This window comes from Streptomyces boninensis (assembly GCF_048572725.1).
Classification (GTDB): domain Bacteria; phylum Actinomycetota; class Actinomycetes; order Streptomycetales; family Streptomycetaceae; genus Streptomyces; species Streptomyces boninensis.
Genome location: NZ_CP183837.1, coordinates 2,744,888 through 2,758,017 on the forward strand (window position 1 = coordinate 2,744,888; position 13,130 = coordinate 2,758,017).

General features: G+C 70.4%; 12 protein-coding genes. 9 read left to right on the forward strand and 3 right to left on the reverse strand.

The annotated features are described in order from the left end of the window. Positions 1–43 precede the first annotated feature (43 nt). Complete coding sequence (locus ACNNMR_RS12425) at positions 44–871, forward strand: serine hydrolase domain-containing protein (protein ID WP_419994639.1); 828 nt, start codon at positions 44–46, stop codon at positions 869–871. Between the two features lie 50 nt (positions 872–921). Further along, positions 922–1,068, forward strand: coding sequence for a hypothetical protein (locus ACNNMR_RS12430; protein WP_419994640.1), 147 nt, complete (start codon positions 922–924; stop codon positions 1,066–1,068). A 3-nt stretch (positions 1,069–1,071) separates the two neighbouring features. Here ACNNMR_RS12430 and ACNNMR_RS12435 read toward each other — a convergent pair whose 3' ends face one another. Continuing rightward, complete coding sequence (locus tag ACNNMR_RS12435) at positions 1,072–1,746, reverse strand: pirin family protein (protein ID WP_419994641.1); 675 nt, start codon at positions 1,744–1,746, stop codon at positions 1,072–1,074. Between the two features lie 446 nt (positions 1,747–2,192). On the opposite strand from ACNNMR_RS12435, the gene ACNNMR_RS12440 reads away from it, so the two are divergent. The 5 genes from ACNNMR_RS12440 to ACNNMR_RS12460 all read left to right on the forward strand — a co-directional run bounded on the left by ACNNMR_RS12440 (position 2,193) and on the right by ACNNMR_RS12460 (position 7,158). Further along, the gene (locus ACNNMR_RS12440; RefSeq protein ID WP_419994642.1) at positions 2,193–3,398 is read left to right on the forward strand and encodes a PucR family transcriptional regulator; all 1,206 of its coding nucleotides are present in this window, start codon (positions 2,193–2,195) and stop codon (positions 3,396–3,398) included. A gap of 89 nt (positions 3,399–3,487) precedes the next feature. After that, positions 3,488–4,426, forward strand: a complete 939-nt coding sequence (locus ACNNMR_RS12445) for an ACP S-malonyltransferase (RefSeq protein WP_419994643.1) — start codon at positions 3,488–3,490, stop codon at positions 4,424–4,426. Then, positions 4,423–5,457, forward strand: a complete 1,035-nt coding sequence (locus ACNNMR_RS12450) for a ketoacyl-ACP synthase III (protein ID WP_419994644.1) — start codon at positions 4,423–4,425, stop codon at positions 5,455–5,457. The genes ACNNMR_RS12445 and ACNNMR_RS12450 overlap by 4 nt, the downstream gene beginning before the upstream one ends. A 74-nt stretch (positions 5,458–5,531) precedes the next feature. Continuing rightward, on the forward strand, positions 5,532–5,780 hold the full coding sequence (locus tag ACNNMR_RS12455) for an acyl carrier protein (protein ID WP_419994645.1): 249 nt from the start codon (positions 5,532–5,534) through the stop codon (positions 5,778–5,780). 112 nt (positions 5,781–5,892) lie between these two features. After that, the gene (locus ACNNMR_RS12460; protein WP_419994646.1) at positions 5,893–7,158 is read left to right on the forward strand and encodes a beta-ketoacyl-[acyl-carrier-protein] synthase family protein; all 1,266 of its coding nucleotides are present in this window, start codon (positions 5,893–5,895) and stop codon (positions 7,156–7,158) included. Between the two features lie 533 nt (positions 7,159–7,691). Here the strand turns inward: ACNNMR_RS12460 and ACNNMR_RS12465 are convergent. Next, positions 7,692–8,186, reverse strand: a complete 495-nt coding sequence (locus ACNNMR_RS12465; protein WP_419994647.1) for a DUF3145 domain-containing protein — start codon at positions 8,184–8,186, stop codon at positions 7,692–7,694. 257 nt (positions 8,187–8,443) lie between these two features. On the opposite strand from ACNNMR_RS12465, the gene ACNNMR_RS12470 reads away from it, so the two are divergent. Continuing rightward, positions 8,444–9,367: a GDSL-type esterase/lipase family protein gene (locus ACNNMR_RS12470; RefSeq protein WP_419994648.1), complete on the forward strand. Its 924-nt coding sequence runs from the start codon at positions 8,444–8,446 to the stop codon at positions 9,365–9,367. A 54-nt stretch (positions 9,368–9,421) separates the two neighbouring features. Then, positions 9,422–10,486 carry an aldose epimerase family protein gene (locus ACNNMR_RS12475; protein ID WP_419994649.1) on the forward strand — a complete coding sequence of 355 codons (1,065 nt, stop codon included), beginning with the start codon at positions 9,422–9,424 and terminating at the stop codon, positions 10,484–10,486. Here ACNNMR_RS12475 and ACNNMR_RS12480 read toward each other — a convergent pair whose 3' ends face one another. Next, positions 10,487–12,982 (reverse strand): glycoside hydrolase family 172 protein, encoded by a 2,496-nt coding sequence (locus ACNNMR_RS12480; RefSeq protein ID WP_419994650.1) that lies wholly within the window; start codon positions 12,980–12,982, stop codon positions 10,487–10,489. Between the last annotated feature and the right edge of the window lie 148 nt (positions 12,983–13,130).

The following is a 13,130-nucleotide window of genomic DNA, read 5'->3' on the forward strand; positions in this document are numbered from 1 at the left end:
CGGGCGTGCGGGTGCCCGGACCCACTCGTCTAGGCTCGGCCGTATGCAGAGCCTGCTGATGACCGATACCTGGCCCGTCACCACCGCCGCGACCGCGGTCGTCACCGCCGACGGTACGGTGGCCGGCGCGCACGGGCCGCAGGAGCAGCGGTTCCAGCTCGCCTCCGTGACGAAGCCGATCGCCGCGTACGCCGCGCTGGTCGCCGTCGAGGAGGGTGCGATCGAGCTGGACGAGCCGGCCGGGCCCGCGGGGTCCACCGTGCGCCACCTGCTCGCCCACACCTCGGGGCTCGGCTTCGACGAGCATCGCATCTTCGCGCCGCCCGGCGACCGGCGGCTGTACTCCAACGCCGGCTTCGAGGTCCTCGGCGATCACATCGCCAAGGCCACGGACATTCCCTTCGCCGACTATCTCCACGAGGCCGTGGCCGTGCCGCTCGGCATGACGGCGACCGCTCTGGAGGGCTCCCCGGCGAAGGACGGCTGGTCGACGGCCGCCGACCTGGCGCGGTTCGCGGCGGAGCTGCTGGCGCCGCGGCTGATCTCGCCGGAGCTGCACGCGGAGGCGACGTCCGTCGTGCACCCGGGCCTGAAGGGCGTACTCCCGGGATACGGGCACCAGAACCCGAACGACTGGGGCCTCGGCCTCGAGATCCGCAACCACAAGTCGCCGCACTGGACCGGCACCTCCTCCTCGCCCCGCACCTTCGGCCACTTCGGCCAGTCCGGCACCTTCCTGTGGGTCGACCCAGACGCGCGGGCGGCCTGCGTGGCGCTGGCCGACCGCGCCTTCGGCGAGTGGGCGGTGCAGGCGTGGCCGCCTTTCACCGACGCGGTGCTCGCGGAGCTCGCCTCCCGCTCGCTAGGCTGAGGCGCGCCAACGGTCCCTACCGAAAGGGGAGTTCGGTCATGGGGTTCGGAATGCGCTTCAGCAGACTGCTTGTCGTCGCGGGGGTCGTGGTCGCGGCGGGGGTTCTCGTCGCCCTGAGCTCCGACGAGGAGAAGCTTGAGGAAGAGCTCGTGGAGGACGTACCGGATGTGTCCGAGGCGCCGGACGAAGACGCCTAGGCCCTAATCCGCCTCCTGCGGCCCCGTCCGCATCTCCCACACGAGAACCTCGGCCGCGCTCTCGGCGGTCAGCTCCGTCTGCTCGCAGCCGGCCAGCCGCACCGCGTCGCCCTCGTGCACGAACTCGCCGCCCAGCTCGATCATGCCGCGCACCACGTGCACGTACACCCAGGGGGCGGCGGGCAGGGCGGTGCGTTCGGCGGCGCGGAGGCGGCGGACGTGGAGTATCGCGCCGGCCCGTTCGACGGCGTACGGGGTGCCGTCGGCGATGCCGCGCACCACCTCGCACTCCGGTTTGCCGCCGAACTCCCGCGGCATCAGCCACATCTGCAGGAAGCGCAGCGGGGCTTCGCCGTCGTTGCGCTCGATGTGGCGGATGCCGCGGCCCGCGCTCTGCCGCTGCACATCGCCGGGGCGGATGACTTCGGTGCGGCCCTTGGAGTCGCGATGCGTGAGCTCGCCCTCGATCACCCAGGTGACGAGCTCCATGTCCCGGTGCTTGTGCTCGGCGAAGCCGGCGCCGGACTTGAGGCGCTCCTCATTGCAGGCGACGAGGGCCCCGAACCTGACGTTCGCCGGATCGTAGAAACCGGAAAACGAGAACGCATGCCACGACTCGATGCCCGCGGCCTCATCGCCCCCGCGATATCGGCCTTCACTGCGACGTACCTGAATCACGCGGATACGGTACGCCGAATGGGTGCGATTGCGGCGCATCGCCGCGGCGTTGTTTGCGGTTCTTCCCACCCACCCGCCCGTTGCTGTCGCTCCGGGGGGGTATCCCGGCCGCCCGGGGGGAGCGCGTGTCCCGGTCGTCCGCCGCGGGAGCGCGTGTCCCCGTCGTCCCCGGAGCGCGTCCCGCAAGCGGCCGACGTGCCTCCGGGGGAGGGCGTCCCGCAAGGCGGGACGGGCTGGCCCGGGACGTTTCCGGCGGCCGACGTCGTCCCCCGCGGGAGCGCGTGTCCCCGTCGTCCCCGGAGCGCGCCCCGCAAGCCGGGAAGGGCCGACGCGCCTCCGGGGGCAGGCGTCCCGCAGGGCGGGACGGGTGGGCCCGGGGCGTTTCCGGCGGCCGGGAGACCTACCCGAGCACCACCACACGACCCGCATAGGGCAGGCTAGACATCGTGCCTGAGCCCACCGATACGCCGAAACCGCCCAAGCCGAGCGCAGCTCACTCGCACGCAGCCACCCTCCGCCGCCTGGAAAAGTCGGCGGGCTCGCTCGCCGCGAGTGCTATCGCCCGAATGGACGAGCAGCTGCCCTGGTATCGCGCGATGCCCCCGGAGCACCGCTCCTGGATCGGCCTCGTGGCGCAGGCCGGCATCGCCGCGTTCACGGAGTGGTTCCGCCACCCGGAGACCCCGCAGGCCATCTCGACCGACGTCTTCGGCACCGCCCCGCGCGAGCTGACCCGCGCGATCACCCTGCGCCAGACCGTCGAAATGGTGCGCACCACCATCGAGGTGATGGAGAGCGCGATCGACGACGTCGCCGCCCCCGGCGACGAGTCCGTGCTGCGCGAGGCCCTCCTCGTCTACGCCCGCGAGATCGCCTTCGCCACCGCCCAGGTGTACGCCCAGGCCGCCGAGGCCCGCGGCGCCTGGGACGCCCGACTCGAATCGCTCGTCGTCAACGCCGTGCTGTCCGGCGAGGCCGACGAGGGCGCCCTCTCCCGCGCCGCAGCGCTCGGCTGGTCCGCGCCCGAGCACGTGTGCGTGGTCCTCGGCACCGCCCCCGACGGCGACAGCGAGCTGACCGTCGAGGCCATCCGCCGCGCCTCCCGGCACGCCAAACTGCAGGTCCTCACCGGCGTCCTCGGCGACCGCCTGGTCGTCATCGCCGGGGGCTCCGAGGACCCGCTCAAGGCCGCGAAATCCCTCATCGGTCCATTCGCGCCGGGACCCGTCGTCGCAGGTCCGGTCGTCGGCGACCTCATCGCGGCTACGAAATCGGCGCAGGCGGCCGCCGCCGGGCTCAAGGCATCGAGCGCCTGGCAGGACGCCCCGCGGCCGGTCCTCGCGGACGATCTCCTCCCCGAGCGGGCGATCGCGGGAGACAAGGGCGCGCGGGACCAGCTGGTGGAGGAGATCTACAGACCGCTCGAGGAGGCGGGCTCCGCTCTCCTGGAGACGCTGAGCGTCTATCTCGAACAGGCGAGCAGCCTCGAAGGCGCCGCCCGGATGCTCTTCGTCCACCCCAACACCGTCCGCTACCGGCTACGACGTGTGACCGACGTCACGGGCTGGTCGCCGTCCGACGTGCGCTCGGCGTTTACGCTGCGGATCGCGCTGATCTTGGGCCGCCTGACAGAGGGCGAGCCCCAGACGTAAACTTTTGTCAGACCCCGACAACTGCCCCCGAGGTTCTTCGTCCCGGTCCGCACGGGCGGACAGGACCTCGCACAAGAGAAGGTGTGAGGGTGCTCGTACTCGTCGCTCCCGGCCAAGGCGCTCAGGCGCCCGGCTTTCTGACCCCCTGGCTCGACCTCCCCGGCGTCCGTGACCGGATGGAGGCGTATTCCGCCGCGTCCGGCCTGGACCTGATCCGCTACGGCACCGAGGCCGACGCGGACGAGATCCGCGACACGGCTGTGGCCCAGCCGCTGCTGGTCGCGGCCGGTCTGGTGTCCGCGTACGCCCTCTTCGGCGACGATCTGAGCGCCGTCGGGGCGGTCGCCGGGCACAGCGTCGGCGAGTACACCGCCGCCGCGCTCGCCGGGGTCTTGACGGACGAGGAGGCCATGAAGCTGGTCACCATCCGCGGGCAGGCCATGGCGGAGGCGGCCGCGGTCACCGAGACCGGCATGGCCGCGGTCCTCGGCGGGGAGCCGGCCGACGTGGTGGCGCACTTGGAGAAGCTCGGTATGACGCCGGCGAACATGAACGGCGCCGGGCAGATCGTCGCCGCGGGCACCATGGAGCAGCTCGCCGCCCTCACCGAGGACAAGCCCGAGAAGGCCCGCGTCATCGCGCTGAAGGTGGCCGGCGCCTTCCACACCGAGCACATGGCCCCGGCGGTGGACACGCTCCGCTCCGCGGTCGCCGGGCTGGTCCCCTCCGACCCGCAGCTCCCGTTCGTGTCGAACCGGGACGGCCAGGTCTTCGAAGGCACCGCGGGCGGCCTGGAGATCGTGGACCGGCTGGTCGGCCAGGTGGCCAACCCCGTGCGCTGGGACCTGTGCATGGAGACCTTCACCGAGCGCGGCATCACTGGCATGGTCGAAGCGGCGCCGGGTGGCACGCTGACGGGCCTCGCCAGGCGTGCCCTGCCGGGCGTCACGGCCGTACCGCTGAAGAAGCCCGACGACATCGAGAAGGCCAAGGCCCTGATCGCGGAGACCGAGGAGAGCGCGTCGTGACGTCGAAGATCAAGCCGCCGAAGGGCGCCCCGTACGCGCGGATCATGGGCGTCGGCGGCTACCGCCCGGTCCAGGTGGTGCCGAACGAGGAGATCCTCAAGACCATCGACTCCTCCGACGAGTGGATCCGCTCCCGCTCCGGGATCGCCACCCGCCACTGGGCGGGGCCCGAGGAGACCGTCGCCGCGATGTCGGTGGAGGCCGCGGGCAAGGCGATCGCCGACGCCGGCATCACCGCCGAGCAGATCGACGCCGTGATCATCTCCACGGTCTCGCACTTCATGCAGACCCCGTCGGTGGCCACCGAGATCGCCCACGCGCTCGGCGCGGGCAAGCCGGCCGCCTTCGACATCTCCGCCGCCTGCGCGGGCTTCGGCTACGGCCTCACCCTCGCCAAGGGCCTCGTCGTCGAGGGCAGCGCCTCGCATGTGCTGGTCGTCGGCGTGGAGCGGCTGTCCGACCTCACCGACAAGACCGACCGGGCCACCGCCTTCCTGTTCGGCGACGGCGCGGGCGCGGTCATCGTCGGCCCGGCCGAGGAGCCCGGCATCGGCCCCACGGTGTGGGGCTCGGAGGGCGACAAGAACACCACCATCAAGCAGACGGTGGGCTGGGACAAGTTCCGCGTCGGCGACCTCGGGCTGCTGCCGCTGGACGAGGACGGGGCGATCAAGTTCCCCGCCATCACCCAGGAGGGCCAGACGGTCTTCCGCTGGGCCGTGTACGAGATGGCCAAGGTCGCCCAGCAGGCCCTGGACGCCGCCGGCATAACGGCGGCCGACCTCGATGTCTTCATCCCGCACCAGGCCAACATGCGGATCATCGACTCGATGGTGAAGACTCTGAAACTGCCGGAGCATGTCGAGGTCGCCCGCGACATCGAGACCACCGGCAACACGTCCGCAGCCTCCATCCCCCTTGCCATGGAGCGGATGCTGGCCACCGGGCAGGCGAAGAGCGGCGACACCGCCCTCGTCATCGGCTTCGGGGCGGGGCTCGTCTACGCCGCGACGGTCGTTACCCTCCCTTAGCCGGTACTCGAGCAACCGACCCGTACCGCACCACCCTCACCCGAAGAGAAGCACACAAGAAGGAGAGCGCCATCATGGCCGCCACTCAGGAAGAGATCGTCGCCGGTCTCGCCGAGATCGTGAACGAGATCGCCGGGATCCCCACCGAGGACGTCCAGCTGGACAAGTCCTTCACCGATGACCTGGACGTCGACTCGCTGTCCATGGTCGAGGTCGTCGTCGCCGCCGAGGAGCGCTTCGACGTGAAGATCCCCGACGACGACGTCAAGAACCTCAAGACCGTCGGCGACGCGACGAACTACATCCTCCAGCACCAGAGCTGAGCTCTGGCGCACCCCGCTGTCGCCACCCGGGACCGGACGGAACCCCGCCCGGCTCCCGGGTCGGCAGCGCCGTAGTCACTCCCCATCACAACTTACGGAGAGCACAATTCCTGTGAACGCGACCAATCGCACCGTGGTCGTCACCGGTATCGGCGCAACCACACCGCTGGGTGGCGACAGCGCATCCACCTGGGAGGCCCTGCTCGCCGGCACGTCCGGCGTCAGCCACCTGGACCAGGACTGGGCCGCGGAGCTGCCGGTACAGATCGCCGCGCGGATCGCCGTCGAGCCCGGCGAGATCATCCCCCGGCCGCAGGCCCGCAAGCTGGACCGCTCGGCGCAGTTCGCGCTGATCGCGGCCCGCGAGGCGTGGGCGGATGCCGGCTTCTCGGCCAAGGCCGGCGAGGACGCCGCCGTCAACCCCGACCGCCTCGGCGCGGTCATCGCCTCCGGCATCGGCGGCGTGACGACGCTTCTCGACCAGTACGACGTGCTGCGCGAGAAGGGCGCGCGGCGGGTCTCCCCGCATACGGTCCCGATGCTGATGCCGAACAGCCCGTCGGCGAATGTCGGCCTCGCGGTCAACGCGCGAGCGGGTGTGCACACGCCGGTTTCGGCCTGTGCGTCCGGCGCCGAGGCCATCGGCTATGCGATCGAGATGATTCGTACGGGCCGCGCCGACGTGGTCGTCGCCGGTGGTACGGAGGCGGCCATCCATCCGCTGCCCATCGCCGCCTTCGGCAACATGATGGCGATGTCCAAGGACAACGAGAACCCGCAGGGCGCGTCGCGTCCGTACGACGTCTCGCGCAACGGCTTCGTCCTCGGTGAGGGCGCCGGCGTGATCGTGCTGGAGTCCGCGGAGCACGCGGCGAAGCGCGGCGCGACGGTGTACGCGGAGGCCGTCGGCCAGGGTGTCTCCGCGGACAGCCACCACATCACGCAGCCGGAGCCGTCCGGCAACGGCATCGCGCACGCGCTGCAGAACCTGATCGACTCGACGGACCTCGACGTGCCGGAGATCGTGACCATCAACGCGCACGCCACGTCGACGCCGCAGGGCGACGTCGCGGAGATCAAGGCGCTTCGGAAGGTCTTCGGCGCGGAGGCCGATCACATGGCGATCTCCGCTACGAAGTCGATGACGGGGCATCTGCTGGGTGGCGCGGGGGGCGTCGAGTCGGTGGCGTGTGTGCTGGCGCTGAAGAATCGGGTGGCTCCGCCGACGATCAATGTCACGGAGCTGGATCCGGAGGTCGACGCGGATGTCGTCAGGGACGACGCGCGAGCGCTGCCTGCGTCTGGGCGCATCGCTGCCTTGAACAACTCGTTCGGGTTTGGTGGGCACAACGTGGTGCTGGCCTTCCGGTCGGTCTGACCGCCTGCGCTTGGGTGGGTGGGACTTAGGCCCACCCACCCGCCCGTTCCTCCGTGCGGTATTGCTGGAGAGCGTGGCCAGTTGAGCGCTGACACGGGACCTCGACGCGGGCGCAGGACCTCGACGCGGGCGCGGCACCTCAGCGCTGCCGTACGGTCTCCCGCTGCCGCGCGGGCTCCCGCTGCCATACGGGCAACCGCCGACGCACGACTCCCGCTGGCGCATAGGCTCCCGCTGCCGTACGGGATTCCGCTACCGCATGACTCCCGCCGCCCTACGGGCTCCCGCTGCCGTACGGGCTCCCGCCAACGCACGACTCCCGCTGACGCATGGGCTTCCACTGGTGCATGGGCTTCCACTGGTGCATGGGCTCCGCTGACGTACGGGCTTCCGCTGCCGCATGCGCTCCCGCTGGCAGCCGCCACCTATCCGCCTGGCCACGTGGCCGCCTGGCCGCCTGGCCGCTGTGCACTGCGTGCCGGATTGCTAGCCCGCCTATTCCTGTCGCACCGAGCAACGGGTGGGTGGGTGGGTCACACCACCTGATGCAGCCACCGCACCGGCGCCCCCTCGCCCGCATAGCGGAACGGCTCCAGTTCGTCGTCCCACGGCTTCCCCAGCAGGCGCTCCATCTCAGCCTCCAGGTCGGACTCGCCGCGCGCGCTGCGCGCCATTGCCGCGCGCAAACGATCCTCCGGAATCAGAATGTCGCCGTGGACGCCCGTCACCGCGTGGAAGATGCCCAGCTCCGGCGTGGACGAGAAGCGCTCGCCCTCCCCCGACGCCGTCGGATCCGCCGTCACCTCGAAGCGCAGCAGGTGCCAGCCGCGCAAAGCCGACGCCAGCTTGGACGCCGTCGACGGCTCGCCCTGCCAGGAGAATTCCGCGCGCCACATGCCCGGCGAAGCCGGCTGGCGGATCCAGTCGAGACTGACCCTGCCGCCCAGCACGCCTGCCACCGCCCACTCGATGTGCGGGCAGAGCGCGCGCGGCGCGGAGTGTACGTAGAGAACTCCACGTGTCGTCACCGGGACCTCCCAATCGAGACGGGCCTGCGGCGGTTCCCGAGGTTGCTAAGAGTAAACACCATCGGGGGGCGAATCTCCGTAAACAGGACACTGTGTGACGGGGTGTAATTGTGCTGGCAGCAAGCGGCCAGGGAAAAGCTACCGTGCCCCGGGCCGCGCCGTGTGCCGTACCGTTCGTAGTGGGACAAGCTGACCTCCAATCGGGGGAGACCTGAGCGGCCGAGAGGGGCACAGGGATGCGGGAGAGCCGGACGAGCATGCGCCGTACGCGCCGTCCCACCGGATCCCGCGCCACCACGACCGCGGTCGCCGCCATCGCCGCCGCCGCGCTGACCCTCTCGGCGTGTACGGACGGCTCGTCGGACGACGGCGGTTCCCGCGCCAACAGCGGCCCGGGGCAGGAGAATCAGGCCAAAGCCCAGCCGAAGCCCAAGCCCAAGCCGAAACCGAAGCCCGCCTGGAAGCCGCGCCCCGCCTCCGTCGCCGCCCTCGGCGACTCCATCACCCGCGGCTTCGACGCCTGCCGGCCGCTCGCCGACTGCCCGCAGGTCTCCTGGGCCACCGGCACCGACGCCCAGGTCGACAGCCTCGCCGCCCGACTGGGCGCGAAGCAGCGCTGGAATTTCGCCCGTACGGGCGCGCAAGTGGACGACCTCCCCGTACAGGCGAACGAGGCCATCGCAAAAAAACCCGAGCTCATCTCGATCCTCATCGGCGCCAACGACGCCTGCCGCCCCACCACCGCCACCATGACCGCCGTCGGCACCTTCCGCACCACCGTCGCCGACTCGCTGCGCACGATCCGCAAGGAGCTGCCCAAGACGCAGGTGTACGTGGCGAGCGTGCCGGACCTGGAGCAGCTGTGGCAGATCGGGAAGAGCAACCCCGTCACCAAGCAGATCTGGAAGCTCGGCATCTGCCAGTCGATGCTCAAGTCGCCGGACGCGACGACCACCGCGGCCGACGGCCGGCGCGGGCGGGTGGTGGACCGGGTGCGGGAGTTCAACCGGGTGCTGAAGGAGGAGTGCGGGAAGGTCTCGCTCTGCCGCTTCGACGGCAATGCCACCTTCCAGTACGACTTCAGCACCTCCGACCTGAGCAAATGGGATTACTTCCACCCGAGCAAGACCGGCCAGGCGAGCCTCGCGGAGATCGCGTACCGGAAGGTCACCGGCGGCTAGGGCCCACGTAGGCTCGGGGGCATGACGGCAAGCGCTTCCCCCACACCTCCCTCCATGACCTCCGTGACCTCCGAGCCCTTCGGCAAGCTCGACGACGGCACCCGCATCGACCGCTGGACGCTCACCGCGGGCGGCACCCGGGTGCGGGTGCTCACGTACGGCGGCATCGTGCAGTCGGTGGAGGTGCCGGGCCGGGACGGCGAGCTCGCCAACATCGTGCTCGGCCGCGCCACGCTCGACGAGTACATCGAGCAGAGCCCGTACTTCGGCGCCCTCATCGGCCGCTACGCGAACCGCATCAGGGGCGGCTCCTTCGAGCTGGACGGCCGTACGTACCGGCTGCCGCGGAACAACGGGCCGAACTGCCTGCACGGGGGCGAGGCCGGCTTCGACAAGCGGGTGTGGGCCGCGGAGGGCCGGGAGACCGGCGATGGCGGGGTGGTGCTCACCCTGACCAGGACCAGCCCGGATGGGGAGGAAGGTTTCCCCGGGAATCTCGATGTCACGGTTACGTACGCGGTGACGGCTTCTGGTGATCTGCGTCTCGGCTACGCCGCCACCACCGATGCCCCGACGATCGTCAATCTCACCAATCACTCCTACTGGAACCTCGACGGCGAGGGCAACGGCAGCGCGGAGGCCCACGAGGCCCGCATCGTCGCCGCCCGCTACACGGTGAATGACGCCACCTCCTGCGCGACCGGCGAGATCGCCGAGGTCGCCGGCACGCCGATGGACTTCCGCACCCCGAAGCCGATCGGGCGTGAGCTGCGCTCCGGGCATCCGCAGCTGCTGATCGGGCAGGGGTACGACCTGAACTACGTCCTGGACAAGGGCGCCACGGAGACGGCGGAGCCGGTCGCCGAGCTCTACTCCCCCGCCTCGGGGCGGGTCCTGACGGTTCGTACCACCGAGCCGGGGATGCAGCTCTACACCGGCAACTTCATCCTTCCCGACTTCACCGGCACGTCGGGGCGGATGTACCGCCCGGGCGACGCCGTCGCGCTGGAGACCCAGCACTTTCCCGACTCGCCGAACCAGCCGCACTTCCCCTCGGTCGTGCTGCGGCCCGGCGAGTCGTATGCGTCGACTACGGAGTATTCCTTCGGGGTGCGCTGATCACTTGGTGCTGTGCGCCTCGTACGACGCCGCCGACCACGCCGGTCCTTCCGCGGCCGGCGTGAGCGTCACCGTGATCTCCTTCTTGCCCGCGGTGACCGACGCCGGGATCTGGTAAGTGTCGTCCAGCCAGCGGCGGCCTTCGTTGTGGAGCGGCTGCAGCCAGTCGGCGAGCGCCGTGCCGTTCACCTTCACGGCGGCCCGCTGGTAGCCCGTCTTCTGGTCGGACGTGCGGCGCAGCTCCACGCCCTTGTTGGCCGGGTCGATCTTCAGCTTGAAGGTGACCGGCTTGCCCGTGGCGCGGGTGTCGGCCGCGAGTGGGGTCGGCTTCTGGAAGTCGCCCTCGAAGGCCGAGTCGAGCGGGGTGACCGGGCCCGGGTCGGCCGAGGTGTAGCCGTGTGCCTTCTCGCTCTTGGCGTCGCCGAGCTTGAGGGTGTCGGTCTTGGCGGACCTGGCGCCCTTTACGCCGTACCAGTAGGCGGTCGAGGAGTAGTCGGCCTGCTTGTCGTTGATGGGGCCGTGCTCGATGTCGTAGTCGATGCCGTTCTTGAAGGGCACCGCGTCGTGCAGCTGCAGCCGGTACGCGCCCGTGCAGTCGCTGTCCGCCGCGCAGCCGGTCGGGGCGCCGAGGTGGGTGGGGTTGCCGTTGAAGGGCTGGTTGTACGCGTCGCGGTTGAAGTACCAGCCGCTCTGGTAGAAGTCCTCGGTGCCGGTGCCGTGGAACTGCGGGGTGCGGGAGCCGTCGACGTACACGCGCTCGTCGCCCTCGAGGTAGTTGCGGTTGAGCTCGCCCTTCATGGTGTGGGTGACGCCGACGAACTTGCCGGCGCCGCCGGTCTTGAGGAAGTCCCAGCTCTGGCCGGGGGTGGTCGCGGCGGCGTGTGAGGTGGTGCGGAAATAGCCCTCGGTACCCGCCTTCACCGCGTTGGCGTGCTGGGGCGACGGCGCGGCGGTGACGGCTGAGGTGCCCGCGGTGATCGCGGTGTCGGAGCCGTTGACCAGCTCGACCTTGGCGTTCTTCGCGTACGGCATGGGCCAGAAGGAATGGAACTCGGGGCCGCCTTGCTTTGTGGCGTCGATCCCGTACATCAGGGCCTTGACCGGAGCCACCGCGTGTCCCGAGCCGAAGAACTCACCCAGCGGTGAGTCGACCGTCTTCCGTCCGTCGAAGGTGACGCGCAGCCGCAGCCCCTTGGTGATCTTCTGCGAGGCGGCGAGCTCGGCCTTCTGGTCGGCGCTGAGCGGGTAGTTGAAGGTGCGCTCGCCCTCCCAGGTCTGGGCGGTGATCTTGTACGCGTGTGCCGTCTCGCTCTCGGCAGTGCCGACGTCGACCGTGTCGGTGCGCTTGTTCTCGCCGCCGACGACGCTGTCCGCCCAGTAGGTGAACTCGTTGTAGTCGAAGTCGGAGGAGACGAAGGCGTTCTTGACCGTGATCTCGGACTTGCCCTTGGTGAGGGCGGCCGGGAGGTCGAGGGTCTGCTCCTCCCACATGCCGCCGCCGGAGGGCGCGTTCGGCTCCCACTGGCCGGCCTCCTGGCCGTCCACGTACACCTTCGCCACCTGCTTGCCGATCGACGGGTCGAGGCGGCGGGTGAGCTTCACTCCGTCGTTCGCCGGGTCGACCTTCACCTTGAACGCGCTGGCGCCGTCCTTGCCGAAGGCCCGCCCGTTGTCCTTCTCGGAGCGCGGCTTGACGTAGGTGGCCTGCGGGAGCTGGAGCTTGAGGGCGGAGAGGAGGCCGGGGGCGGAGGTCTGGGCGAGGGTCTGGGCCCTGCCCGGCGCAATGGAGAGGTTTTTGGTCGTCGTCTTCGCGCCTGGCTGGGGCGGCTTGGGGTCGGTGGTCCCGGCGGCCTTCAGCTTGTCCAGTACGTCCTGGGCGGGGTCGGCCGGGTCGAAGGTGGTAACGCCCTCGGCGTCGGCGAAGGTGCGGTAGGAGACGTGGTAGAAGAGCGGGTTGTTGGTCGTGGTGATCCGCATCGACTCGCGGTACGCCATCGGGACCTCGATCAGCACGCCGCCCGAGGTCTCGTCGGCGTTCGCCACGAGGGGGTTGACGAAGGGGGCGCCCACCTTCCCGTCGACCAGGTCCTGCAGCGGTGCGTCGACGACCTTCTTGCCGTCGAGCTCGATGGTGATGTTCCCGGTCTTGGCCACATCGCCGTTGTCCCGGGTGAACCAGATCGCGCCGACCTCGCCCGCCCCTTGCGCCTCGGCGAGGACGCAGCCGGCGGCGGAGGTGCGCAGGCAGGAGTACGTGCCCTCGAAGCCGTCGTCGTTGTTGCCGGCGCGGTCGAAGCTGGAGACCTGCTTGGTCTGCACGCCGGTGGGCACGCCCGCGAGCTGGTCGAGGTGGCGGTAGGTGTCCCAGCCGACGGGGCCCTTGTCGGGGGCGGCTTGCGGCTCCTCGTTCGCGTTGGCGGCCTGGTAGCCGCCGAACGCGGTGGCCGCGGCCAGGAATGCGGCCGTCCCGCCGCGTATCCAGGCTTTTCTGCGCACAATGCCTCCAAGGCTTGGAATCGATTTCACGGCAAGTTAAGTGCGGTTGTGGTGGGGGTCAAGGGGTGTGACGTGGCGAGACATTGGGAGGGGGTGTGTGTCGGCTGGGATCTGCGAAATCGATTCCAGATGTCGCCCCTGGTCGGCG